The following is a 23,968-nucleotide window of genomic DNA, read 5'->3' as shown; positions in this document are numbered from 1 at the left end:
CACCTGCCGTGACCACCACACGCAGCGCACGCACCGACAGCGACCAGTACATCCTCACCCTCAACTGCCCGGCCCGCCCCGGCATCGTGCACGCCGTCACCGCCTTCCTGGTCGGGGAGGGCTGCGACATCACCGAGCACCAGCAGTTCGACGACACCGACAACGGCGTCGTGTTCCTGCGCACCAGCTTCACCGCGCCCGCCGGGGTTCGGCAGCCCCACCTGGAGGAGAGCTTCGCCGCCACGGCCGAGGCGTACGCCATGGACTGGCGGCTGCGCGACGCGGCGGCCACGCCCCGCGTCCTCGTCATGGTGTCGAAGTTCGACCACTGCCTCGCCGATCTGCTGTACCGGTGGCGCAGCGGCACCCTCGACGGCGACATCGCGCTCGTCGTGTCCAACCATCCGGATCTGCGCGAGCAGGTCGAGCAGGCGGGCGTGGAGTTCGTGCACGTGCCGGTCACCCGTGACACCAAGGCGGCGGCCGAGGAGCGGCTTCTGCGCCTGGTCGACGAGCACGCCATCGATCTGGTGGTGCTCGCCCGGTACATGCAGATCCTCTCCGACGACCTGTGCAAGGCGTTGGAAGGGCGGGCCATCAACATCCACCACTCGTTCCTGCCGAGTTTCGCCGGCGCCAAGCCGTACCACCAGGCGCACCAGCGGGGCGTGAAGCTGGTCGGCGCGACGGCCCACTACGTCACCGCGGACCTGGACGAGGGCCCGATCATCGAGCAGGAGGTGATCCGGGTGGACCACCGCCAGAGCGCGAAGGAACTCGTCCTCGTCGGCCGCGACGCGGAACGCCTGGCACTCGCCCGTGCCGTCAACTGGCACTGCCAGAGCCGTGTGCTGCTGCACGGCAACCGCACGGTCATCTTCAACTGAGCCCGACAGAAGGGCAGTTTCCACCGTGACCACCCTCGTCAAGCTGGACGGCACCAGAGCCGCGGCCGACATCAAGACCGAACTGGCGGCGCGCGTCGCCGCGTTGCGGGCCCGCGGCATCGCGCCGGGCCTCGGCACGATCCTCGTGGGCGACCATCCGGGCAGCCATGTCTATGTGGCGGGCAAGCACCGGGACTGTGCCGAGGTCGGCATCGAGTCCCTGCGCGTCGAGCTGCCCGCCGACGCCACCCAGGCCGACGTCGAGGCCGCCGTCCTCGCTCTCAACGCCGATCCGGCCTGCACCGGATTCATCGTCCAGCTCCCGCTGCCCGCCCACCTCGACACGCACGCCGTCCTCGAACTCATCGACCCGGCCAAGGACGCCGACGGCCTGCACCCCACCAACCTGGGCCGGCTCGTTCTCGGCACGCCGGGGCCCCTGCCCTGCACACCGCGGGGCATCATCGAACTGCTCCGCCTGAGCGATGTGCGCATCACCGGCGCCACGTTCTGCGTCATCGGGTGCGGCATCACGGTCGGCCGCCCGCTCGGCCTGATGCTGACCCGGGCCAGCGAGCACGCCACCGTCACCATGTGCCACGAGCGCACGGAGGACATCGCCGCCCACGCCCGCGCGGCGGACGTGGTGGTCGCGGCGGCGGGCTCGGCCCATCTGGTCCGCCAGGACTGGGTCAGACCCGGCGCCACGGTCCTGTCCGTCGGCATCACCCGCACCATCGAGGGCATCCTCGGCGACGTGCACCCCTCCGTCGCCGAGGTGGCGGGCCGGATGGCGCCGACGATCGGCGGGGTCGGCCCGATGACCCGGGCGATGCTCCTGACGAACGTGGTGGAATCCGCGGAGCGGGAGGCGGCCCGCCTGGACGACTCCGCCTAGCCTCCCGTTCCGCGGCGTCCGCTACTCCACGGCCACCGGCCGCCGCGCGAGCCCCGTCGCCCCGTCCAGGTCCGTGATCGGCCGCAGCCAGTACGTGTACGCGTAGTCGCGGTCGGCGAGGAGCTTGTACGGGGCGTGGGTCTGGGCGCCCCAGCTGTCGTCGCCGCCGACACCCATCTGACGGTGGTTGACCCGCAGTACGACCTCCTCGCGCGGGTCGAGCTGGTAGTCGTGGCGCGCCCCGACGGACAGGTCCTCCGGGGTGAGGTGGGAGGCGTTGACCTCCAGGAGCGGGTGCTCGCCCGTCACGTCACCCGCGACGAGCAGGCCGCGCCCGCGGGCGTCCGTGAGCGCGGCCCACCGGACGTCCGTCCTGTTGCCGTTCTCCTGGGGCCGGATGTACGAGGTCCCCTGCTCGGTCACGGTGGAGTCCCAACGCCCCACGTCCGTGCCGTCGTTGCGGTCCCAGTGGTTCTCCTCGGGGCCGCGCCCGTAGTAGCGGATCTTCTCCAGGGACGCGGGGAGCCGCAGGATGGTGCCGACCTCGGGCAGGTAAGGGAGGCTCGCGGCGCCGGGGTGCACGGCGTTGTCGACCTTGACGGCGCCGTCGCCGAAGACGGTGTACGTGGTGGCGTAGGTCGACTCGGCGGTGGTCGGCAGCGTGCCCTCGACCTCGATGCGGACGGCGTGCCCGTCGAGGTCGCGCACGGTCACGCCGGTCACCTTGCGGCGGGCGCCCGCGTCGCGCCAGGTCTGGTTGCGGGTGTGCTGGCCGTTGCCGTGGTCGTTGTCGGTGGGTGCGCGCCAGAAGTTGGGCACGGGTCCTGATTCCAGGAGCGGGACGCCACCGGCCTCGTAGGAGGTGAGGACGCCGGTCGCCCTGTCGAGGGTGAGGCGGAATCCTTCGCCGGTGACCGTGACGGTCTTGTCGCCGTCCTCGTGGCGCAGCGTCGGGACGTCCTTCAGCGGTACGGGTGTCACCTTGGGGCTGCCCGCGTCGTACGGGAGTTGGGCGCGCGCCACCTCGAATCCGGCGTCGGCCCAGGGTGTGTCGTCCTTGAGCCGGAAGGAGAGGTTGAGGAAGAACTCGGCGCCCGGCGCGGGGTTCGAGGGCCGCTTCACGGGGACGGTGATGTCCTTGTGGGCGAGGGGCGCGAGGTCGAGCTGGGAGCGGCTCAGGGCGCCCTTCTGGATCACCTCGCCGTCGCGGACGAGCTCCCACCGCCCGTCGTAGTCACGGAGGTTGGTGAACAGGAACTCGTTGATGAGGGTGACGTCGCCCACTCCCCCGCCGTCCTTCGGTGTCACCTGGATCGCCTGGTAGATCCGCTTGACCTCGGCGGCCTTGCCGGTGTGGCCGCGGTCGGCGGTGATGATGCCGTCGGCGACGAAGTTGCCGTCGTTCGGGTTGTCGCCCCAGTCGCCGCCGTAGGCGAAGAAGGTCTTGTCGCGAGGTTTCTTCTTCGTGACCTTCACGGTCGCGGCGTCGAACCAGAAGCGCACGCCGTCGCCGTCCGGGCCCCGTTTCTCGTCTGCGAGTTCGGTGGCGCCGAGGGCGCGGGCGTAGACGCGGGCGCGGCGGATGGTGCCGCTGAACTCGCGGGTCATGTTGTCGACGTCCACGCCGACGGCGAGCGGTGCCGTGTTGCTCGTCGGCCTGGCGCTGGTGCTCTTCGTGCCCTTGGCCGCCCCGTCGACGTACAGCGTGAGGGTGCCGGCGTCCGCGTCGAAGACTCCGGCGACGTGGTGTTCGCTGCCGGTCCAGCCGTCGGCGGGGACGGCCGAGGTCGCGGTGATCCACTGGCCGCCGGAGTGGATGAAGAACTCCAGCGTCTTTCCGTTCTGCTTGAGCGCGTACTGGGTGTCGCCCTTCGCCAGGATCGGCTGGTGGTAGCCGGTCGCGCGCGGCGTGATCCAGGCTTCGAGGGTGAGTGATCCGGTCAGGTCGAGGCGGTCGTCGCGGGCGAAGACGGTGGCGCCGCTCACGCCCTTGGCGCGGCTGAACCCGGCCGCCGGGTTGAGGAGTTCGCCCTTGAGACCGACCGGGCCCGACTCGGTGAACAGGGTGCGGTCCGGTGTCGGCCAACTCAGTGACTGGTCGACGAAGTCCCAGATCCAGCCGCCCTGGAGGACGTCGTAGCGGCGGACGAGGTCCCAGTACTCCTTGAAGTTGCCGTTCGAGTTCCCCATCGCGTGGCAGTACTCGATCATCACGTACGGGCGGGTGTCGGCGGTGTCCTTGGCCTTCGCCTCGACGTGGCTCGTCGACGGGTACATCTCGGAGCGGATGTCGCTGACGCCGGGGCTGTCGTCGCCCTCGTACTGGATGACGCGGGTGGTGTCGTACGAGCGGATCCAGTCGTGCATGGCGGTGAAGGTGGAGCCCGCGCCCGCCTCGTTGCCGAGGGACCAGATGACGACGGAGGCGTGGTTCTTGTCGCGGTGGACCATGTTCTGGGCGCGTGCCACGCAGGCCTTGGTCCAGTCGGGGTGGCTTGTGGGGTACTCGTCGCGGACGCCGTGTGTCTCGAGGTTGGTCTCGTCCACGAGGTAGAGGCCGTACTCGTCGGCGAGTTCGTACCAGAGCGGGTTGTTGGGGTAGTGCGAGGTGCGGACCGTGTTCATGTTCATCCGCTTGATGAGCTTCATGTCGCGCACGAGGTCGGCGCGGGTGAGGGCGGTGCCGCGGTCGGGGTGCATCTCGTGGCGGTTGGTGCCGCGCAGGGACACGGGCTGTCCGTTGATGCGCATCAGCCCGTCCTTCAGGGCGAACTCGCGCAGGCCGACGCGGTGCGACAGCGTCTCGGTCACCTTGCCCGACGGGTCGCGGAGGCGGAGCACGGCGGTGTAGAGGTACGGGCTCTCGGCTGACCAGAGGCGGGGCGAGGGTACGGCCTTCGCGGCCCGCACGGTGACCTCGGATTCGGTCAGGTCTGCCTTCTGGGTGAGCGGGCGGGACCAGACGGGGTGGCCGCCGGCGTCGTAGAGCTGGGTCTCGACGGTGTACGCGCCGGTGTCGCCGTCGTACGCGCGGACGCTGGCGGTGACGGACAGTTCGGCCGTGGTGTACCGGTCGCCGAGCGGGGTGTCGAGCTTGAAGTCGCGCAGATGCACGGTGGGCGTGGAGTACAGGTACACCGAGCGGAAGATGCCGCTCAGCCGGATCATGTCCTGGTCCTCCATCCAGTCGCCGTCGGAAAAGCGGTAGACCTCGACGGCGAGCTGGTTGGTGCCTTCGGTGAGGTGCGGGGTGATGTCGTACTCGGCCGGGGTGAAGGAGTCCTCGTGGTAGCCGACGAGCGTGCCGTTCACCCACACGTAGTGCGCCGACTTCACGCCCTCGAAGTGCAGGAAGACGCGTCTGCCCGCCCAGCCGCGCGGCACGGTGAAGGTGCGTCTGTACTGGCCGACGGGATTGTAGCGGGTCGGCGACGCGGGCGGCTTGGCCTCCTCGCCGAGGCCGTTGGCGCCCCACCACGGGTAGGTGATGTTGGTGTAGATCGGGAAGTCGTGGCCGTGCAGCTGCCAGACGGCGGGCACGGGGACGGTGCCCCAGTCCGCGTCGTCGAGGTCGGTGCGGTGGAAGTCCTCGTCGCGCTCGGAGGGCCGGTCGACGTACGCGAACTTCCAGTCCCCATCGAGGCTTTGGCGGTACGGGGAGCGGGTGCGGTCGGCGGCGAGGGCCTGCGGCACGGTGTCGTACGGCATGAGCGTGGTGTGCGGGGGCTCGGTGCCGAGGCGGAACTGGTCGATGTGACCGTTCCACTCGTCGCCTGTGGCCGCTCCGGCCGGGGCGGCGGGCAGGCCCAGAGGCAGGGCGAGCGCTCCGGCGACGGCGGCGCCGGCCTGGAGGAGGCGGCGCCTGCTGAGCGGCATGGGGTGGTGTTGCGGCATGGCTGTGCCCTTCTGCGGGTGGGGACACGTGCAACTGGTGTGGTGCGGAACGCCTGTTGAGCCGGCACCACCCTAAGAAGGCAACACAATCAATACAATGAGGCCGTAGAACTTTGTTGATTCGTGGGGTGTTCGTGTTGCTGTCGGCTCAGTCGCCGGGGGTGGCCCGGCGGGGCATCAGGAACAGGGCGGCCATGGACAGCACGCAGCAGCCGATGATGTAGAGGCTGATGCCGGTGCTGGAGCCGGTGTCCTCCAGGATGGCCGCGGCGATCAGCGGCGCGGGTCCGCCTGCGATGACGGAGGCGAGCTGGTAGCCGAGCCCGGCCCCGCTGTAGCGGACGTTGGCGCCGAAGCCCTCGGCGATGAGCGCGGCCTGTGGGCCGTACTGCATGTCGTGGAAGACCAGGGACAGCACGATGGCGAGCAGCACGAGCCCCGGTGTCCTGGTGTCGAGCAGCGCGAAGTACGGGAAGGCGAACACACCGACGCACACGATCCCGACCCCGTACACGAGCCGTCGCCCGAAGCGGTCGGAGAGATGACCGAAGAGGGGGATGGTGAGCAGGCCGACGGCTGCGGCGACGAGGGTGTCGTCGAGAAGGTCGCCGCGGTCGAGGCCGAGGTGGGAGGTGCCGTACGTCAGCACGAAGGTGATGAACAGATAGAACGGCGCCTGTTCCGAGAGCCGCACGAACGCCGCGCCGATCACTTCGCGCCACTGGTGCCGCAGCACGTCCCACAGCGGGACGCGGACGACGGCCTCCCGCCGCTTCACCGCATCGAAGTCGGGGCTCTCCAGGACCTTCAGCCGCACATACAACCCGATGCCGACGAGCACCCCGCTGGCCAGGAACGGCACCCGCCACCCCCAGCTCTCGAAGCCGTCACCGGAGACGGAACTGAGCCACTTCACCATGCCGGTCGAGATGAGCAGCCCGAGCGGCACCCCCATCTGCGGCCAGCTCGCCATGAGCCCACGCCGCTCCTTGGCGCCCCACTCCATGGACAGCAGCACGGAGCCGCCCCACTCACCCCCGACCCCGATGCCCTGGAACACGCGCAGCACGACGAGCAGCACCGGCGCGGCGAGCCCGATGGAGGCGTAGGTGGGCAGGCACCCGATGAGCACGGTGCTGACGCCCATCAGCAGCAACGTGATGACGAGCGTCGACTTCCGCCCGACCCGGTCGCCGAAGTGCCCGAAGATCGCGGCACCGATGGGCCGCGCGGCGAACCCGACGAACTGCGTGGCGAAGGAGGCGAGCACGCCCGTGTACTCGGACTGCCCCGGGAAGAACAGATGCGGGAAGACCAGCGCGGCGGCCGTCCCGTACAGAAAGAAGTCGTACCATTCGATGGCGGTCCCGACGGTACTGGCGACGACCGCACGGTTCCGATCCCCGCGCCGCCGCCCCACCTCCGACCCTGCGACATCCACTTTCACGCCGACTCCCTGCCCTGCCATCGGTCGAGCCACGGTGCGGGGGAACGAGATCACGGCGAGAGTGCTCCCGGGGCGCGTTCATGTCAAGCAAGCCGGTACCCGAGGAAGCAGCAGGCCGGACTCACAGCCACCCGACTTGCTCCTGACGCCCGGTTAGGGCCACTATCTGCACTCCAGGTTCACCGTTCATTCACATATATCGACGGCGGACGAGGGGGGTTCCTCGTACCTGGGCGATCGGTTGGGGAGGCCGAATGCACGAGATGGTCAAGGGCGCGAACGTCGGGCTCGGGGGTCTGGTCGACGGTGAGGTCGACTCGGTGATCGTCGGCCTCGGGTGGGTGAGTCCCACGGGCGAGGGCGATGCCGATGTGTCCGTGCTGCTGCTCGACGAGAACGGCAAGGTGCGCAGCGACACGGACTTCTACTTCTACAACAATCCAGGCGCGCCGGACGGGAGCGTACAGCTGCTGGGCAAGACGCCTGTGGGCGAGGGCAGCGAGGACCGGATCAGTTTCGATCTCAGCGCCCTGCCACAGGATGTCGCCACGGTGCTCATCGCTGCGAGCCGGTACGAGTCGGCACGGTTCGACGAACTCGACGCTCTTCAGCTGACGTTGAGCGACAGCGCGGGAGAGCCGCTGCTGCGGTTCGCCATCGACGACGTGGGCCCTGTGAGCGCCCTGATCTTCGGCGAACTGTACCGGCGCGCGGGTGAGTGGAAGTTCCGCGCGGTGGGCCAGGGATACGAGACGGGATTCGCGGCCCTGGCGTCGGACCACGGCGTGGACATCGACGACGACGCCGACGCCGATGTCGACGAGGCAGCTGAGCAGACCACGGAGTCGACCGAGACCTCTGCCGCCGAGCAGCCCTCCTCGGCAACGGTGCCGACGCCCGGCCCGGAGGCCGCCGCGGAGCCCGAAGCAGCGGCCCCGACCGCGCCCGCCAAGAAGCCGGCTCGCCCGCGTACGTCGAAGAAGAAGGTCACGCTCCCACGCACGCCCAAGAAGTCTCTAGCGGAGAACGACGCCTGGGCCGGCGCGCGCCTCTTCCCGGTGTCAGCACTGAAGAGCGACAGGGACCGGGAGGTCCGCGCCACCTCCGTACTGCTGGCCGTGATGGCCCAGGTGCCCGAGTTCGGGCGGCGTCTGACCGCCGGATTCGGCGCGCACGCGGGACGCATGGAGACGTTCACCGAGGTCTCCCTCCCCCACGGCGAATCCCCCCGCCGTCCGGACGGCGTCATCCGGGTGGAACGCGCGGGCAAGCTCTGGACGGCGCTGGTCGAGACCAAGACCAACGGCAATCCGCTCAAGACCGAACAGGTGCAGGCCTACGCCGACATCGCAGCCCGCCGTGGCTACGAAGCCGTCATCACCCTCTCCAACGACGTCGCTCTGGAAGGCAGCCCGCTGGTCGAGGTGAAGATCGACCGCCGCCGGAAGAACAAGGTGGGGCTGTGGCATCTGTCGTGGGCCGAAGTCGCCCACCAGGCCCAGATGCTGCTCCGGCACGAGGGGCTCGGCAATCCCGCACACGCCTGGCTGCTGGAAGAGCTGCTGCACTACCTGCGCCACGAGAACTCGGGCTGTCACGGCTTCCACAACATGGGCCCGGCGTGGGTGCCGGTCCGCAACGGCATCCAGGACGAGACGCTCTGCCAGGGCGATCCGCGGGCCCTGGAGGCCGTAGAGAGCTGGGAGCGCCTGATTCGACAGGTCTCCCTGGGTCTCGGCGGCGAACTGGGTCGCAAAGTGCTCCCGGTCCAACGGGCGCGCCGCGGCACCGACCCGGTGGGCCGTCGGACGCGGATGGCGGACGAGCTGTGCCGGGACGGCAGGCTCCGGGCCGAGCTGCGCATCGACCAGACACCCGGCGTTCTCGCGGTGACCGCCGATCTGCGGACGTACAAGATCCGCACGTCCATCGACATCGCGCCGCCCACCCAGGGCTATCCTCTGTCGTGGGCCAAGCGCCTCGTCAGGGAACTTGCGGAGGCCCCGGCGGACCTGCACATCGAGACGCTGGTCGAGGGCGACACCGGAGGCACCCGCGGCACCCTGGAACGGCTGCGGCCCGAGCCGGGCGACCTCCTCCCCGGCGGCGGAGCGAAGATCACCGGATTCCGGCTGTCGTTGTTCAAGGGCATGGGGACGCAGCGGGGCAACACGGAGTCCGGTTTCATCCGAAGCGTCGACGAGGCGGTGCACAAGTTCCACTCGTCGGTCGTGACACATCTCGACCGTGTGCAGAGCAAGCGGCGCACGACGCCGAAATCCGCGACGGAGGGCGAGTAGGGGCGCGCCGACGTGCCCGGCGGGGCCCGCCTTCGCCGGGCCGCACGGCGGCCTGACCGCGCACAATGGAGCCATGCCCCACGTCCCGCCCTCCCGCCACCTTCTCCGTGCCCGTGACCTGGCCGACGCGCGGTATGCGGAGGGGGTCACCGTTGCGGAGATGGCGGAGGCCGCCTCGTTGTCGCGGGCGCATTTCAGTCGGCGGTTCAAGGAGGCATTCGGGGAGTCGCCGCATCAGTACGTGCTGACGCGGCGGCTGGAGCGGGCCGCGCATCTGCTGCTCGTCACGGACTGGACGGTGACCGATGTCGGGGTGGCCGTGGGGCTGCGCGGGATCGGTTCGTTCACGACGAGTTTTCGGCGGATGTACGGGGTGACCCCGCAGGCGTACCGCGCGGCGCGGGCGCCGGCCGCGCAGTATCTGCGCATTCCGCGGTGCGTCGCGATGGCCTACGGGCGGCCACGGAACCGCACGTTTCGAGAAGACACCGGCTGACGCGGTGCCTAGCGTCGATGTCGAGACCCCCGACCGGCGAGCGAGGACCGACATGTCGACAACGATCAAGATCGCGAACGCGCAGTTCTGGGTGCACGACCAGGACGCGGCGCTCGACTTCTACACGAAGAAGCTGGGCTGGGAGGTCCGCGCCGACGTGACGATGGAGGCGTGGGCCTTCCGCTGGCTGTGCGTGGGGCCGCCCGGTGGGGAGGGTCCCGCGCTGGTGCTGATGCCGGTGCCCGGGCCTCCGATGCTCGACGGGGAGGACAGCGCACGCCTCGCGGACCTGGTGGCCAAGGGCGCCGGCGGCACGCTGTTCCTGGAGACGGACGACTGCAAGGCCGCCTACGACGAGCTGTCGGCGCGGGGCGTCACGTTCAACGACCCGCCCACCGAACAGCCGTACGGCATCGACACCTCGTTCCGCGACCCGTCGGGCAACAACATCCGGCTGACCCAGGTGCTGGAGTTCGACCCGAGGCGCGGCTGACCTTCACGACGCCCTGGCGTGGCCGCCGTCCTGGGCGTGTTCGGCGCGGGCCGCCTCCAGGAGGCGGCGCCAGGACGTGACGGTGGGGCGCCTGCGCAGCAGGGCCCGCCGTTCGCGTTCCGTGGCGCCGCCCCAGACGCCGTACTCGATGCGCTCGTCCAGCGCGTGCGCCAGGCACTCGGTCCTGACGACGCACGTGTCGCAGAACCGCTTGGCGTGGGACTGCGCCGCGCCCTCCACGAACAGTTCCTCGGGGTCCGTGGTCCTGCACGCCGCCTTGTCCCACCACGAGTTGAAGATGTCCGTCACTGCCTGCTCCTTGCTCCTGGCAAATTCGGTCTGTCTCAGGTGCGATTCGCGACCGTACGCCATAGATCCTCAACAGGCAGCCCATGACCAGGAGTTGAACGGTGTGTCACCACCTTTGGGCAGACGTTCACAGGGCTTCGAAACGCGTCAGCGCCGCGCTCAGTCTGCGGATCGCCTCGTCCACCGTGGCGCGGGGACAGCCGAGGTTGACGCGCATGTAGCCGTGGCCCTCGGCGCCGAACTTCGGGCCCCGGTCCAGCCAGAGGCGGGCCTCCGTGAGCATGAAGGCGTCGAGGGCGTCGGGGTCGAGGCCGAGCCCCCGGCAGTCCATCCACGCCAGGTAGAGCGCGTCGGCCGGCAGCACGCGGAGCCTGGACGTGGCGGCGTGCACCGCCTTGGCGAAGTGCTCGTGGTTGGCGCGGAGGTAGCCGAGCAGTTCCTCGAGCCACGGCTCGCCGTGGGTGTACGCCGCCTCGGCGGCGACCATGCCCAGGGCGTTGACCACGGGGAACACATTGCGCTCGTACTGACGGGCGAACTCGGCGCGCAGCCGCGGGTCGGGGACGAGGATGTTCGCGCACTGCAGCCCAGGGAGGTTGAACGTCTTGCTGGGGGCCGTGCAGGTGATGCTGGCGCGGGCGAACTCGGGGCCGAGCGAGGCGAACGGGATGTGCGTCCGTGCCGGGTTGAGCACCAGGTCCTGGTGGATCTCGTCGGACACCACCAGGACGCCGCGCCGGGCGCAGATCTCCCCCATGGCGCGCAGTTCGCCCTCGCTCCAGACGTTGCCCGTGGGGTTGTGCGGGTGGCTGAGGATGAACAGTTTCGTGTCGGGCCTGATGGCCGCCTCGAAGGTGCGCGCGTCGAAGCGGTAGCCGTCACCGGTGCGCTCCAGCGGCGCGTACGCGAGGTGGCGGCCGTTCAGGCGTACGTCGTCGTGGAAGTGGACGTAGACGGGTGGCTGGATCAGGACGGAGTCGCCGGGCGCGGAGAAGGCCTGGACGACGGTCTTGAGGGAGGTGATGACGCCGGCCGTGGGCACCACCCAGTCCGGCAACACCTCCCAACCGAAGCGCCGTGCCTGCCAGTTGACGACGGCGTCGAGGTACCCGGGGGTCGGTTCGCCGGGGTAGCCGAAGACGCCGTGGTCCACCGCCTCGTGCAGCGCGTCGCGCACCGCTTCCGGGGCCTGGAAGTCGGTGTCGGCGACCCACATGGGCAGCGGGTCCGCCGCGGCCTCGTCGGGGGCCAGGAGCGAATCGGCGAAGGTCCACTTCATCGAGTTGGAGCGCTTGCGGTCGACGACGGTGTCGAACAGGGACGCACGTTCCGTTTCTGAGGCCATGACTGGATGCTAGATCCGGTCGGTGAGCTCCTCCGCGTAGACCTGCGACAGCGGCTGGGGGCCCACGTACTGCTGGCAGTTGCAGCGGTCCGCCTCGTAGCGCAGCGGCTTCTTGTTCTCGTCCCAGGCCGTGGGGACCTCGACGCGCTCGTGGCAGCGGCCCGTCTTGTCGTGCTTGGCGAGGTGGTGGGTGCAGCCGCAGATCGGCTCCGGTGGCTTGTTCGCCGCCTCCACCGCGAGGCGGGCCTGCTTGGCGGCCTCGAGCCGCTCCATCCTGCGCTCGTGCCGGTGCCGCAGCGCGCCTCGAGCGGTGTCCGCCGCCCAGGCGAAGGCTCCCGTCCAGAACAGGATGAGGATCGCCCAAATCCAGTTCATCCACCGCCCCTTCCCCCCGGATGTCACGCGGTGACTCCAGAATAGGCGCCCGGCCCCCGCCGCGCGCCCTCCCCGCGCGCCCGCCCCTCAGGCCTGCGGCTCCGGCAGCGGCTCCCCCGTCTCCAGAAGGGTCTTGAGGCTGGAGAGCAGCGCGGGCCAGCCGTCACCGATCATGCCGCGGACGGTGCTGTCGGGGTCGAACCCGTCGTGGACGACCGTCAACTTCACGGTCTCGCCGGCGGGTTCGAGGTCGAAGGAGACCCGGGAGCGGCTCTCGCGGACGATCCGCTGCCGCAGCTCCTCGTCGACGCCGACGGCCCGCGCCCAGGCGGGCGTGAACGTGTGCCAGGTGTACGCGAGGCGGCGCGGCGGGTCGGACTCCAGGACGACCTGCTCGGGGTCCTCGGTGCGGTTGTCGCCCTCCACCCACACCATGGGCGAGCCCGGCTTCCAGTCGGTCTCGAACGCGACGCCCCAGTAGCGGCGGGTGAACGCGGGCGAGGTCAGCGCCTCCCACAGCCGCTCGGGCGTGGTGCGGATGTAGCTGGTGTGCACGAAGGGCGCCACGGCGCCGGGCGCCTCGGGGGTGGTGTCGCTCATGGGGGTTTCCTCTTCCAGTGCGGTGCGGAGGTCGTCGAGGGCGGCGGCGCGGTGCCGGTCGTAGCGGCTGAGCCAGCGGTCGGCGACGGCGTTGAGGGGCGCGACGTCGAGGTAGTGCAGCTTCTCGCGGCCCCGGCGCACGGTCGTGACCAGGCCCGCCGTCTCGAGCACGGCGAGGTGTTTGCTGACCGACTGCCGGGCCATGTCCAGCTGCCCGCACAGCTCGCTCAGCGTCTGCCCGCCCCTCTCGTCGAGGCTGTCGAGCAGCCTGCGGCGCCCGGGGTCGGCGAGCGCCTTGAATATCGCGTCCACGGGAGTCGCGCCTTCCTCGACCTGGTCGAAACGCAGCCGATCGGCTGCCTATCCGATGCTTCGACGATAGGCAGCCAATCGGCTGCATGTCAATCGGCTGCATGTCAATCGCGCGTGCACCCCACCCACGCATGCACCACACCCGCGTGTTCACCCCACCATCGAAAAGATCCGGCCATCGCGGCGCCCGGACGCCATGGGTCGGCTGATCGCCCCGGGGCCTCCGCACGCCGTCGACGAGCACCGCCACCTGACCGAATCCCGCTCACGGTTCCGCTCCGCTGTCAGTGCCGTGCGCGAGGGTTCGGAACGCGTCGGCCGCGAACCGCTGCTCGTGCCGTCGCGTCACCCAACCCTTCGTCCGAGGAGACGTCGTGAATCCTGTGCTCGCCCTTCCCGCGCTGCGTACCGCCTTCGAGAATCCGCCCGCTCTGCTCGCCGCGACGGCCGTGTCGCGGCGCCCGTTCGACATTCGCCGCACCCTGTTCGCCGCCGCGTCACGACCGTCGTCGAGGTGGGGCGCATGACCGAGATCCAGGACCGGCGGGAGACGGCCGAGGCGACCTCGGAAGAAGCCGCGGAACAGACCGTGAAAGACACCACGAAAGAAGCCGCGGAAGAGACCCTCGCCTTCGATCACCCCGGCGGGGACAGCCTCGAACTCGCCCATCTGCTCACCGGCCGCACCATGGCCCGCCGCCTCCCCGCCCTGATCCGCCGGACGTTCGCCCTGGCGTGGCAGGTCGACCGCGGAGCGGTGATCGTCCTCCTCGCCTGCCAGATCGTGTCCGGGGTCTTCGGCGCGCTCGGCCTCGTGGCCACGACGCAGGCGCTGTCCGTCCTCATCGCCTCCGCCCGCGACACCGGGCGGCTCGGCGAGGCGGCGCCGGCCGTGGCGCTCCTCGCCGGAAGCGCCGCGCTGCGGTCCGGCCTCGGCATCGCGATCCAGGCGCTGTCCGCGAAGCTGTCGCCGCGCATCGCACGCGAGGCGGAGTACCGGATGCTGGAGGCGGCGACGCAGGCGGAGCAGGCCGCGTACGACAACCCCGGCTTCAACGACCGCTACGACGCCGCCGAGCGCGGCATCGACGCGAGCGGCGACATGATCGGACAGTCGCAGAACTACATCGCGTCGCTGGCCACGTTCCTGTCCGGCGCCGTGGTCCTGACCAGCCTGTACCCGCTGCTGCTCGTGCCGTTGGTGCTGGCCGCGGTGCCGCAGGCGGTCGCCTCCATCCGCGGCGAGCGCATCACGTATCTGGCGCGGGTCGCCACGCACAAGGACCGCCGCATGATGTCGATGCTGCGCTGGTACCTGATCGCCAAGAACCAGTCCGACCAGGTCCGCACCGACACCCTCGCCCCGCATCTGCTGCGCAAGTACACGTCCAGCGCGGAGCGGGTGGAGGAGACCAGCAACGCGGCGACGCGCAGGCGCGCCCGGATCTCCGCGGTCGGCGCGGTCGCCACGGGCGCGGGGGCGTGCCTGGTGGGCGGCGCGGTGATCGCGCTGCTCGGCACCGGCAGGATCTCGGCCCCCGCCGCGGGCACGGCGGCGTTCGCGCTGCGCACCGCGTTCGCGGGGTTGCAGGGGCTCGTCGGGTACGGCCGTGACCTGATGCGGACGGGTCTGTACCTCGACGACTGGGAGCGGTTCGTCACGGAGGCGGCGGGGCAGCGGCTCGACCGGGGCGTCGTCGTCCCCGGCCGGCCGCGGCACATCGCCGTACGCGACGTCACCTTCCGCTATCCGGGGGCGGAGGCGGACACCCTGCACCACGTCGACTTCGAGGTGCGGCGCGGCGAGATCGTCGCGGTGGTGGGTGAGAACGGCTCGGGCAAGAGCACGTTGATGCGGCTGCTGTCGGGGCTCAACCTTCCCAACGGCGGCGGGGAGGTGACGTGGGACGGGGTCAGCGTCACCGATCTCGACCCGCACGCGATGTGGCGCCAGACGAGCGTCGTGCCGCAGGACTTCGCGCGCTGGCCGATGACGGCGCGCGAGAACATCGCGCTGGGCCAGCCCCGCCCCGAGGGGGACGCGGCGGTCCACCGCGCGGCGCGGGCCAGCGGCGCCGACGACGTGCTGGCCACGCTGCGGTCGGGGCTCAACACGCTGCTCGCGCGGGAGTGGTGGGGCGGCGTGGCCCTGTCCGGCGGGCAGTGGCAGCGGATCGCGGTGGCCCGTGCTGTGCATCGCGACGCGGGCCTCCTGGTCATGGACGAGCCCACCAGCGACCTCGATCCCCGCGCCGAGCACCGCATCTTCACCGGGCTGCGCCGTATGGCCGCCGACCGGGCGATCTGCCTTGTGACGCACAACCTGTCGAACGCGTCGGTGGCCGACCGGGTGGTCGTGCTGCACAAGGGGCGCGTCGTGCAGTCGGGCACGTTCCAGGAACTGGTCGGCTCGCCGGGGCACATGCGGGAGCTGTGGCTCCTGCAACGGGACAGAGCGGCCTTCCGCCCGGAGCCGGAGGGCGAGGTGTCATAAGGGGGCGACGAGCGCGGACGGCGGTCGGCGGTCAGCTCACCGACTTGATGGTCTTCATCGTGAGGTGCGAGGTGAAGCGCTGAACGCCCGGTAGTCCGCTGAGCTTTTCCGTGAGGAAGGCCTCGCAGGCCGCGTGATCCGCGACGGCCGCCCGGATGAAGTAGTCCGGGCGGCCGTACATCCGGCGGAACTCGGTGACCTCTTCGTAGGACGCGACGATCGCCTCGAACTCCTCGAAGCTCTTGCGGTCGTTGGCGTAGATCTCGACGTCGATGAGGACCTCGAGGCCCCGCCCGAGGACCGCCGGGTCGATCACGGCGCGGTACCCGGACACGACACCCAGCTCCTCAAGGCGCCTGACCCGGCGCAGGCACGGAGGCGGCGTGAGTCCGACCCGCTTGGCCAGCTCCACGTTGGTCAGGCGCCCGTCCTCGCGCAGGTGGAACAAAATGTCTCGGTCGGTCGCGTCGAGTACCACTTCATTGCCCATGAGCCCAGCATAGAGCCACTATACGCAACCATATAAGGCGGCTTCTTTTCTAAAATGTCTCCATGCACATACGTTCCACCATGGCCGCGGCTCCCCCGCGGCCCGCCCCCGAACTCCCGGGCAGGGCCCCGTCCGAGGCACGGGCGGCGTTCCGGGAGTCCCTGTCCGTGGGTCTGGTCTTCGTTCCGCTGGGTCTCGCCTTCGGCGCGCTCGTCGTCCAGTCGGGCCTCGACTGGTGGTGGGCGTCGCTGTCGGCGGCGGTCGCCTTCGGTGGCTCGTTCGAGTTCCTGCTGATCGGGCTCGTCGTGGCCGTGACGCCGCTCGCGTCGATCGCGGTCGCGGCGTTCATGGTGAACGTGCGGCACGTCTTCTACGCGCTGTCGTTCCCGCTGCACCGCGTTTCCGGCCGGCTCGGCAAGGCGTACAGCACGTTCGCGCTGTGCGACGAGGCGTACGCCCTGACCTCGGGGAAGCAGGCCCGCTCCTGGCCCGGTCGGCGCGTGCTGTGGACGCAGCTCCTCCTGCACCTGTACTGGACGGGCAGCGCGACCGCGGGGGCACTGCTAGGCGCCCTCATCCCGGAGGGCGTCACCGGCCTGGACTTCGCGCTGACGGCGCTGTTCACGGTGCTCGCGCTGGACGCGGTGCGGGACCTGCGCGGCGAACTGCCCACCCCTCTGCTCGCCCTGGGGAGCGCCCTGGTGGCCCGCGTCCTGGTGCCGGGTGAGATGCTGCCCGTCGCGTTCGCCCTGTTCACCGCCGGGCTGCTGGCCCGGCACCTCGCGAACGCGCGGAGGACGAGCCATGCCTGACACCACGTACGCCGTCGCCGCGGTCCTGGTCACCGCTGCCGTCACCTGGGCGCTGCGCGCCCTGCCCTTCGCGGCGCTCGCCCCGCTGCGGTCGAGCGACACGGTCCGGTACCTGAGCCGGCACATGCCGGCGGGCGTCATGGTCATCCTGGTCGTCTACTGCCTGCGCGACCTGCACGTCACCAAGGCAGGCGCCGCGGCGCCGCTCGCCGCCCTGGCCGTCACCGTCGGCCTGCACCTGTGGCGGCGCAACGCGCTCCTGAGCATCCTCGGCGGCACGTCGGTCCATGTCCTCCTGGCCAGCGTCGTGTTCGCGACCTGAAGCCGCCCGTGCCGCTCCCCCGCCCCTCGTGTCCGGAAGGAACCCACCCGTTGGCCACCGACAGCTACTTCGAGCGCATCGACGAGCACCGCTACAAGCCCACTCCGCACGCGGGCGGCGCGTGGGACCCGGACGAGATGCACTTCAGCCCGCTCGGCGGCCTGATCACGTACGCGCTCGAACAGCACCTCGCGGGCCGCCCCGGTCCCGCGCTCGCCGTGTCGCGGATCAGCTTCGACATCCTCGGCCGGCTCGCCCTCGACGAGTGCGAGGTGCGCGTCGATTCGCTGCGCCCCGGTCGCACCATCGAGCTGCTCGAAGCCGTCGCGAGCATCTCCGGGCGGCCCGTCGTGCGCGCCCGTGCCTGGCTGCTCGAACCCGGTGACACCACGGCCGTCGCGGGCGGCGGCGCCGATCCGCTCCCCGCGCCCGAGACGCTCGACCGCTGGCCGATGGCGGACGTGTGGCCGGGCGGATACATCGCCTCGCTCGACGTCCGCCCGGTCGCGCCGCCTCAGCGGGGACGTACCACCGCGTGGATCGGGACCGGCCTCGGCCTGGTCGCGGGCGAGGAGGCGGGCCCGCTCGCCTCGTACGTCGCGCTCGTCGACACCGCCAATGGCATCGCGGTCCGCGAGTCGCCCACCGCATGGATGTTCCCGAACGTCGACCTGACCGTGCATCTGCACCGGCAGCCGGAGGGGCGCTGGACCGGTCTGGACACCACCGTCGTCTTCGGCCCCACGGGGCAGGGCATCACCAGCACGGTGCTGCACGACACCACGGGCCCCGTCGGCCACGCCCAGCAGATCCTCACCGTGCGGCCCCAGCCCTCCTGACACCTCGGGTGTCCGGGAACTCCCGGGGAGCCCCGGCGGTTGTGAGAGTCATGGAGTTCGTCTTCTTCATGACCCTGCCGGGGCTCGTCATCGTGCTGACGCTGCTGGCCTTCGTCGATCAGCTGCTGCTGCGCGCGGGCCGCGCCGGTGTGCTGCCCTGGCGGCCCGGCACCCGCCAGGGCCAGGTGTCCGCGACGGGCTTCGAGCAGCTGCACGGCGCGCTGTCCCCCGGCAAGCAGCACGAACTCAAGGAACGCCAGTCGGCCCTGGTGATGCCGGACAACGAGGACGACGGGGCGCCGCCGAACAGGACGACGGTGAACCTGGACGGCGGGACGGCGGTCGTCCGCCTCCCGCGCGCCCAGGGCTAGGAACAGGCCCCGTCCCGCGCCCTCAGGGCCAGGAACAGGGCCAGGGCCGGAGGCCTTACGCGGCCTTCACAATCCCGCCACGCTCGGCCACCGCCCACTCCGCGACCAACACCTCGTACTCACGCCGCTGCTCGGCACTCAATCGCCCACCGGAGCGCAGCATCAGGTCACGGATCCGCTCGTTGAGTTCTTCGGCGGACCGTACGGGACCATGCTCGGGTGTGGGGATCATGTGAAGAGAATAGTGCCCGCCACTGACAATGGGCACGCGAATTGCCCCGCGCCGGACGTGTGGTGGCACACATCTAGGTCGCCGAAGGCGCCCGGTGCAGCACTCCGTACCTCACCCACCTCTCCTCGGCCGCCGCCACCGACGCCGCCGTGCGGTCGGGGTCGAGGCCCGCGAGCTGGGCCACGATCGACTGGCACAGCGCAAGTCCCGCCGTCAGGGAGGGGAAGAAGGACGTGCCCTCGGCCGGGACGAGCAGCACGTCCTCGGCCGCCGCGGCGAGCGGCGGGCTCGCGGCGTCGGTGATGACGAACACCCGTGTCCCGCGCTCGCTCGCGTCCTCGGCCGCCGTCACCGTGCTCTGGTAGAGCCGCCAGAAGGAGATGGCCACCAGCAGGTCGTCCGGGCCGAGCGCGGCGACGGAGTTGACCAGGTCCGCGCCGCCCGTCGCCTCGAGCCGGACGTCGTACCCGGCGAGCCGCGCGTTGTGGGCGAGCGCGGTCCCCGCGGAGGCGTAGCTGCCGGCCGCGACGACGAGGGTGCGGCGCGCGCCCGCGATGGCACTGGCGATCCGGTCCACGGCCTCGTCGTCGGCGTGGGCGGCGAGTTGGGCCAGGTTCTCCTGGTCGCGGCTGAGCGATCCCGCCCACGACGCGCCGCCCTCCTCCCGGTGCGCGGCGTTGACCTGGGCGGCGCTGAGGTGCGAGAGGTAGCGGGCCCGCAACTCCCGTTGCAGATCGGGCCAGCCGCCGTAGCCGAGCGCCTGGGCCGTGCGGGTCACGGTGGCGGGGTTGGCGCCGACGCGGCGGGCGACGTCGGCGACGGAGGCGTAGGCCGCCTGCTGCGGTTGCGAGACGAGGAAGTCCACGATCGCCGCGCCCTTGGGCCGCAGCCCGCGGGCGGGGGTGGCTTCGCGCAGCCAGGTCGCCAGTTCTCCGTGCACGCACAACTCCGCGGTAGGGGGTTCGGCGCCCGGGAGCGGGCGCCCGCCCAGACTCTACGTTCCCAGAACGTAACGCAAAGATCGTTGCGCAATCAGGGTGACGCAATCTACTTTGCGTCTGCGGTGAACGTCCCCCGCGTGCCCCGCGTCCCCGGCCGTCCCAGGCCCCGGGCGACGCCCCGACACCTTCGAGGATCCGCCCATGTCCCTCCTCGCCCGTCTCGACAGACTCCCCCTGTCCAGACCCCATTACGTCCTGCTGCTGATCGGCGGGCTCGGTTACACCTTCGACGGCATGGACGCGGCCGTCGTCGCGTTCCTGCTGCCGAGCGTCCAGGATCTGTGGAGCCTGGACAACGGCGCGCTCGGCCTGATCGGTTCGGCCTCGCCGTTCGGCTATCTCTTCGGTGCCGCGATCGCCGGCATCCTCGGCGACCGCATCGGCCGCAAGCGCGTGATGATGTACGCCCTCGCGTTCTACGTCGTCTTCACCCTGGTCGCCGCCGCGGCCCCGAACTTCCCCGTCTTCCTGGGCGCCCGGGTGCTCGCGGGGGCGGGGACCGGCGCGGAGAGCGCGATCATCGCGCCGTTCCTCTCGGAGTTCGTGCCGTCCAAGCGGCGCGGCTGGTTCGTCGGCGCGCTCGCCGGGTTCTTCTCCTTCGGCTTCGTGGCCGCCGCGCTGATCGGCCGGTTCGTCGTGCCGCTCGGCGCGGACGGCTGGCGCTGGGCACAGGTCGTCACCGCGGTGCCGATCGTGATGCTGCTGTGGTGGCGCCGGGCGCTGCCGGAGTCGCCGCGCTACCTGCTCGAACGGGGTCGCACGGCGGAGGCCGAGCAGGTCGTCGCCGAGCTCGAACGCCGTGTGGAACGGTCGACGGGCCGCCCGCTGCCGCCGTTCGACGACACACCCACCACGGCTCCCGCGAAGGAGACCGCACCGCCCAGCGTCTGGACGGGGCTGCGGTTCCTCTGGTCACGGCCGATGGCCCGGCGCACGGGTGTCACCTGGGTGATGTGGTTCGTCATCACCTTCTCGTACTACGGGTTCTTCTCGTGGATCCCGACGCTGCTCGTCCAGCGCGGCATCACCGTCACGCAGAGCTTCTCGTTCTCGATCATCATCTACGCGGCCCAGGTGCCCGGCTACTTCTCCGCCGCCTGGCTCAGCGAACGCCTCGACCGCAAGCACACCATCGCCCTCTACCTCACCGGCTCCGCGCTCGCCGCGTACTGGCTGAGCCAGACCGCGACGCCGGTGTCCATCACGGTGTCGGGCGCCGTCCTGTCCTTCTTCCTCAACGGCACGTACGCGGGCCTGTACGCGTACACGCCGGAGGTGTTCCCGACGTGGATCCGCGCCACGGGCAGCGGCCTGGCCAGCGCGTTCGGCCGGATCGGGTCGATCATCGCGCCGTCCGTCATCGGCCTGATGGCGGCCGGGGCGGGCTTCGCGGGTGTCTTCGGCATGACGACGGCGGTGCTCGCCGTCGGTGTCGTGGTGACGCTCGCCTTCGGCCTGTCCACGGCCAACCGTTCACTGGAGGACATCGGCGCCCCCGTCACCGACACCCCGTCCGCCACCCCCGCAACCAAGGAGTGACACCCACCATGACCGACTCCCCTTCGCCGCAGCACGGTGACACCCTCCTCCTGCGCAACGCCCACCTCCTCGACCTGGAGGCCGGCACCTGGCGCGAGGGCGATCTGCTCTGCGTCGACGGCCGTATCGCTCCGGACGCGGACGCTCCGGGCGACGCCGAAGTCCTCGACGTACGCGGCGGGTTCGTGCTGCCGGGGCTCATCGACGCGCACGTACACGTGACCGCGTTCACCGCCGCGCTCGGCTCGCTGGCCTCCACTCCCCCGAGCTATGTGACCGCGCAGGCGGCCCGCATCATGGGCGGAATGCTGGATCGCGGGTTCACCACGGTCCGTGACATGGCCGGCGCCGACTTCGGGCTCGCCAGGGCGCAGCGTGAGGGGCTCGTGCGCGGGCCCCGCCTTGCCTTCGGCGGCAAGGCGTTGAGCCAGACCGGCGGGCACGGCGACAGCCGGGACGCCGGCAGTTGGCACCACGACGAGCACCCGTGCTGCGCGGACCACGGCCGGGTCGCGGACGGCGTGGACGCGGTGCGGGTCGCGGCCCGCGACGAACTGCGCAAGGGCGCCCACCACATCAAGGTGATGGCGTCGGGCGGCGTCGCCTCGCCCACCGACCGCATCGACTCGACGCAGTACTCACCGGCCGAACTGCGGGCGGCCGTCGAGGAGGCCGAGGCCGCGAACCGGTACGTGGCCGCGCACGCGTACACCGCCCGTGCGGTCAACCGGGCCCTTGAGGCGGGCGTCCGGTCCATCGAGCACGGCAATCTGATCGACGACCGCAGCGTCGAACTCCTCACGGAGCACGACGCGTTCCTGGTCCCGACGCTGGTGACGTACTGGGCGCTGAAGACGGAGGGACGCGAGTTCGGTCTCTCCGACGACAGCTGGCGCAAGGTCGACGACGTGCTCGGCGCGGGTCTCGGCGCCCTCGAGCGGGCGGCGCGCGGCGGGGCCCGCATCGCGTACGGCTCGGATCTGCTCGGAGGCATGCACCGGCATCAGAACGAGGAGTTCCGGATCCGTTCGGAGGTGCAGAAGCCGCTCGACGTGATCCGGTCGGCGACGTCGGTGGCCGCCGAACTCCTCGGCATGAGCGGTGAGATCGGCACGCTGGCCGCCGGGGCCCGCGCCGATCTCCTGGTCCTCGACGGCGACCCGCTCGCCGACATCGCGGCGCTGGCCGATCCGGCGCGGCATCAGGTGGCGGTCGTCCAGGGCGGACGGCAGGTCAAGTAGGTACGGGGGTGTGCGGGGCCGCAACCAGCGGTCCGGTCCCGCACACCCTCACTCAGGCGCCCGGGACCAGTTCGAGCCCCTCGGCCACGACCCGCCCGTCGTGCAGCACGGTCCGGTCCCTGCCCCGGTCCATGACCGCGCTCGACGGGGTCTCGCCGTCCACGAGCACGAGGTCGGCGCGGTCGCCCACGGCGAGTCCTGGACGGTCGGTGACACCGGCGAGGCGCGGCACCTCGTGGCTCATGATCGAGGCGCCGCCCATGGTGGCGACCGCGAGGGACATCTCGATGTGGTCGTCGCGGCGGAAGTTGTTGGTGAACGCCAACTGCCAGGTGCGGTCGAGCAGATCGCAGTTGCCGTACGGGCTCCAGTAGTCGCGCTGGCCGTCCTCGCCGAGGCCGACGCGCACGCCCGCCTCCGTGAGTTCGACGAGGGAGAGCTGGTTCCGGGCGGCGGGGGCGACGGTGGCCATGGCGATGTCCAGTTCAGCGAACTCGTCGATGAGGCGGCGGCTGGTGGACTCGTTCACGGAGCCCAGCTCGTAGGCGTGGGACATGGTGACCTTGCCCTGCATGCCGAGCGCGCGGACCCGCTCCAGGATCAGATCGGTCGAGAAGACACCGAGTTCGCCCGGCTCGTGGAGGTGGATGTCGACCTCGACCTGGTACTTCTCGGCGAGCCCGAAGACGATGTCGAGGTGGCCCTTGGGATCGCGGTCCAGGGTGCACGGGTCGATGCCGCCCATGACATCGGCGCCCGCCTTGAGGCTGGCCTCCAGGTACTCCTCGGTGCCGGGCTCGCGCAGGATGCCGGCCTGCGGGAACGTCATGATCTGGACGTCGGCGAGGTGCCCGTACCTCTCCTTGGCGGCGACGACGGCCTCGAACTTCTCCAGCTTGCAGTCCACGTCGACCTGCGCGTACGTGCGCACCCGCGTGGTGCCGCGCGCGATCATGCGCTCCAGGGTGCCGGCCACCCGCTCGGGCAGCGGGACCTCGGCGTCCCGCCAGTTCTCGCGGTCGTTCATCATCATCGTCCACACGCCGGGCCCGCCGGTGTGCGGCCGGAACGGCAGCCCGATGCGGGTGGAATCCAGGTGGACGTGGACGTCGCTGAAGGACGGGAAGAGGAGCCGGCCGCGGCCCTCGACGACGTCCCCGACAGGCTCGGGCTCCGGGTCGTGCGGGCGGATCGCGGCGATGCGGGCGCCGTCGAGCTGTACGTCACTGCGCTCGCCGCCCCAGGGGCGGACGTCACGGATGAGCATGTGG

At 70.8% G+C, this 23,968-nt stretch carries 23 protein-coding genes; 13 read left to right on the top strand and 10 right to left on the bottom strand.

Going from position 1 to position 23,968, the window contains the following annotated elements:
• Positions 1-8: 8 nt before the first annotated feature.
• Positions 9-887 (top strand): formyltetrahydrofolate deformylase, encoded by an 879-nt coding sequence (gene purU / locus ACTWJ8_RS37995; RefSeq protein ID WP_356372392.1) that lies wholly within the window; start codon positions 9-11, stop codon positions 885-887.
• A 25-nt stretch (positions 888-912) separates the two neighbouring features.
• The gene (locus ACTWJ8_RS37990) at positions 913-1,785 is read left to right on the top strand and encodes a bifunctional methylenetetrahydrofolate dehydrogenase/methenyltetrahydrofolate cyclohydrolase (protein WP_443262004.1); all 873 of its coding nucleotides are present in this window, start codon (positions 913-915) and stop codon (positions 1,783-1,785) included.
• A 21-nt stretch (positions 1,786-1,806) separates the two neighbouring features.
• On the opposite strand, the gene ACTWJ8_RS37985 is transcribed toward ACTWJ8_RS37990, so the two are convergent.
• Complete coding sequence (locus ACTWJ8_RS37985) at positions 1,807-5,679, bottom strand: glycoside hydrolase family 2 TIM barrel-domain containing protein (protein WP_443262002.1); 3,873 nt, start codon at positions 5,677-5,679, stop codon at positions 1,807-1,809.
• A gap of 148 nt (positions 5,680-5,827) precedes the next feature.
• Positions 5,828-7,126 carry an MFS transporter gene (locus ACTWJ8_RS37980; protein ID WP_443262001.1) on the bottom strand — a complete coding sequence of 433 codons (1,299 nt, stop codon included), beginning with the start codon at positions 7,124-7,126 and terminating at the stop codon, positions 5,828-5,830.
• Between the two features lie 254 nt (positions 7,127-7,380).
• Between ACTWJ8_RS37980 and ACTWJ8_RS37975 the strand changes: the two genes are divergently transcribed.
• The 3 genes from ACTWJ8_RS37975 (at position 7,381) to ACTWJ8_RS37965 (ending at position 10,415) form a co-directional block, all read left to right on the top strand.
• Entirely contained in the window at positions 7,381-9,426 is a 2,046-nt protein-coding gene (locus tag ACTWJ8_RS37975) for a TerD family protein (protein WP_443262000.1), read from the top strand.
• Positions 9,427-9,499: 73 nt separating this feature from the next.
• Positions 9,500-9,922: a helix-turn-helix domain-containing protein gene (locus ACTWJ8_RS37970; protein ID WP_443261998.1), complete on the top strand. Its 423-nt coding sequence runs from the start codon at positions 9,500-9,502 to the stop codon at positions 9,920-9,922.
• 52 nt (positions 9,923-9,974) lie between these two features.
• Entirely contained in the window at positions 9,975-10,415 is a 441-nt protein-coding gene (locus ACTWJ8_RS37965) for a VOC family protein (RefSeq protein ID WP_443261996.1), read from the top strand.
• Positions 10,416-10,418: 3 nt separating this feature from the next.
• Here the strand turns inward: ACTWJ8_RS37965 and ACTWJ8_RS37960 are convergent, their stop codons facing one another.
• The 4 genes from ACTWJ8_RS37960 to ACTWJ8_RS37945 all read right to left on the bottom strand — a co-directional run bounded on the left by ACTWJ8_RS37960 (position 10,419) and on the right by ACTWJ8_RS37945 (position 13,356).
• Positions 10,419-10,715 (bottom strand): WhiB family transcriptional regulator, encoded by a 297-nt coding sequence (locus ACTWJ8_RS37960; protein WP_356373827.1) that lies wholly within the window; start codon positions 10,713-10,715, stop codon positions 10,419-10,421.
• Between the two features lie 136 nt (positions 10,716-10,851).
• Positions 10,852-12,069 (bottom strand): MalY/PatB family protein, encoded by a 1,218-nt coding sequence (locus ACTWJ8_RS37955; protein WP_443261995.1) that lies wholly within the window; start codon positions 12,067-12,069, stop codon positions 10,852-10,854.
• A gap of 9 nt (positions 12,070-12,078) precedes the next feature.
• Entirely contained in the window at positions 12,079-12,444 is a 366-nt protein-coding gene (locus ACTWJ8_RS37950) for a hypothetical protein (RefSeq protein WP_356372408.1), read from the bottom strand.
• An 87-nt stretch (positions 12,445-12,531) separates the two neighbouring features.
• Positions 12,532-13,356, bottom strand: a complete 825-nt coding sequence (locus ACTWJ8_RS37945) for an ArsR/SmtB family transcription factor (protein WP_443261993.1) — start codon at positions 13,354-13,356, stop codon at positions 12,532-12,534.
• Positions 13,357-13,730: 374 nt separating this feature from the next.
• On the opposite strand from ACTWJ8_RS37945, the gene ACTWJ8_RS37940 reads away from it, so the two are divergent.
• Entirely contained in the window at positions 13,731-13,883 is a 153-nt protein-coding gene (locus ACTWJ8_RS37940) for a hypothetical protein (RefSeq protein ID WP_356372412.1), read from the top strand.
• Complete coding sequence (locus ACTWJ8_RS37935) at positions 13,880-15,850, top strand: ABC transporter ATP-binding protein (protein WP_356372413.1); 1,971 nt, start codon at positions 13,880-13,882, stop codon at positions 15,848-15,850. Before ACTWJ8_RS37940 ends, ACTWJ8_RS37935 begins: the two co-directional genes overlap by 4 nt.
• 31 nt (positions 15,851-15,881) lie before the next feature.
• On the opposite strand, the gene ACTWJ8_RS37930 is transcribed toward ACTWJ8_RS37935, so the two are convergent.
• Positions 15,882-16,340 (bottom strand): Lrp/AsnC family transcriptional regulator, encoded by a 459-nt coding sequence (locus ACTWJ8_RS37930; RefSeq protein ID WP_356372415.1) that lies wholly within the window; start codon positions 16,338-16,340, stop codon positions 15,882-15,884.
• Positions 16,341-16,402: 62 nt separating this feature from the next.
• Here ACTWJ8_RS37930 and ACTWJ8_RS37925 point away from each other — a divergent pair, with 62 nt between their 5' ends.
• From ACTWJ8_RS37925 to ACTWJ8_RS37910, 4 genes are read left to right on the top strand one after another with little or no spacing between them, the layout of a single operon-like run.
• Positions 16,403-17,152 carry an AzlC family ABC transporter permease gene (locus tag ACTWJ8_RS37925; protein WP_443261992.1) on the top strand — a complete coding sequence of 250 codons (750 nt, stop codon included), beginning with the start codon at positions 16,403-16,405 and terminating at the stop codon, positions 17,150-17,152.
• Positions 17,145-17,474 carry a branched-chain amino acid transporter permease gene (locus tag ACTWJ8_RS37920; RefSeq protein ID WP_356372417.1) on the top strand — a complete coding sequence of 110 codons (330 nt, stop codon included), beginning with the start codon at positions 17,145-17,147 and terminating at the stop codon, positions 17,472-17,474. Before ACTWJ8_RS37925 ends, ACTWJ8_RS37920 begins: the two co-directional genes overlap by 8 nt.
• A gap of 50 nt (positions 17,475-17,524) precedes the next feature.
• Positions 17,525-18,313 carry a thioesterase family protein gene (locus tag ACTWJ8_RS37915; protein ID WP_443261991.1) on the top strand — a complete coding sequence of 263 codons (789 nt, stop codon included), beginning with the start codon at positions 17,525-17,527 and terminating at the stop codon, positions 18,311-18,313.
• A gap of 50 nt (positions 18,314-18,363) precedes the next feature.
• Positions 18,364-18,684, top strand: coding sequence for a DUF6191 domain-containing protein (locus ACTWJ8_RS37910; protein ID WP_356373829.1), 321 nt, complete (start codon positions 18,364-18,366; stop codon positions 18,682-18,684).
• A gap of 55 nt (positions 18,685-18,739) precedes the next feature.
• Here ACTWJ8_RS37910 and ACTWJ8_RS37905 read toward each other — a convergent pair whose 3' ends face one another.
• Together ACTWJ8_RS37905 and ACTWJ8_RS37900 are read right to left on the bottom strand one after the other, a co-directional pair.
• Positions 18,740-18,916 (bottom strand): hypothetical protein, encoded by a 177-nt coding sequence (locus ACTWJ8_RS37905; RefSeq protein ID WP_356372421.1) that lies wholly within the window; start codon positions 18,914-18,916, stop codon positions 18,740-18,742.
• Between the two features lie 73 nt (positions 18,917-18,989).
• The gene (locus tag ACTWJ8_RS37900; protein ID WP_443261989.1) at positions 18,990-19,856 is read right to left on the bottom strand and encodes a MurR/RpiR family transcriptional regulator; all 867 of its coding nucleotides are present in this window, start codon (positions 19,854-19,856) and stop codon (positions 18,990-18,992) included.
• A 202-nt stretch (positions 19,857-20,058) separates the two neighbouring features.
• Between ACTWJ8_RS37900 and ACTWJ8_RS37895 the strand changes: the two genes are divergently transcribed.
• Both ACTWJ8_RS37895 and ACTWJ8_RS37890 read left to right on the top strand, forming a co-directional pair.
• Positions 20,059-21,456, top strand: coding sequence for an MFS transporter (locus tag ACTWJ8_RS37895; protein WP_356372425.1), 1,398 nt, complete (start codon positions 20,059-20,061; stop codon positions 21,454-21,456).
• An 8-nt stretch (positions 21,457-21,464) separates the two neighbouring features.
• Positions 21,465-22,697: an amidohydrolase family protein gene (locus ACTWJ8_RS37890; protein WP_443261988.1), complete on the top strand. Its 1,233-nt coding sequence runs from the start codon at positions 21,465-21,467 to the stop codon at positions 22,695-22,697.
• A 52-nt stretch (positions 22,698-22,749) separates the two neighbouring features.
• Here the strand turns inward: ACTWJ8_RS37890 and ACTWJ8_RS37885 are convergent, their stop codons facing one another.
• Entirely contained in the window at positions 22,750-23,964 is a 1,215-nt protein-coding gene (locus tag ACTWJ8_RS37885; RefSeq protein ID WP_356372429.1) for an amidohydrolase, read from the bottom strand.
• Positions 23,965-23,968 lie beyond the last annotated feature (4 nt).

This window comes from Streptomyces sp. SDT5-1 (assembly GCF_052245995.1).
Lineage (GTDB): Bacteria > Actinomycetota > Actinomycetes > Streptomycetales > Streptomycetaceae > Streptomyces.
Note: the sequence above shows the minus strand (reverse complement) of the source record. Positions and strands in the feature narration are given on the sequence as shown.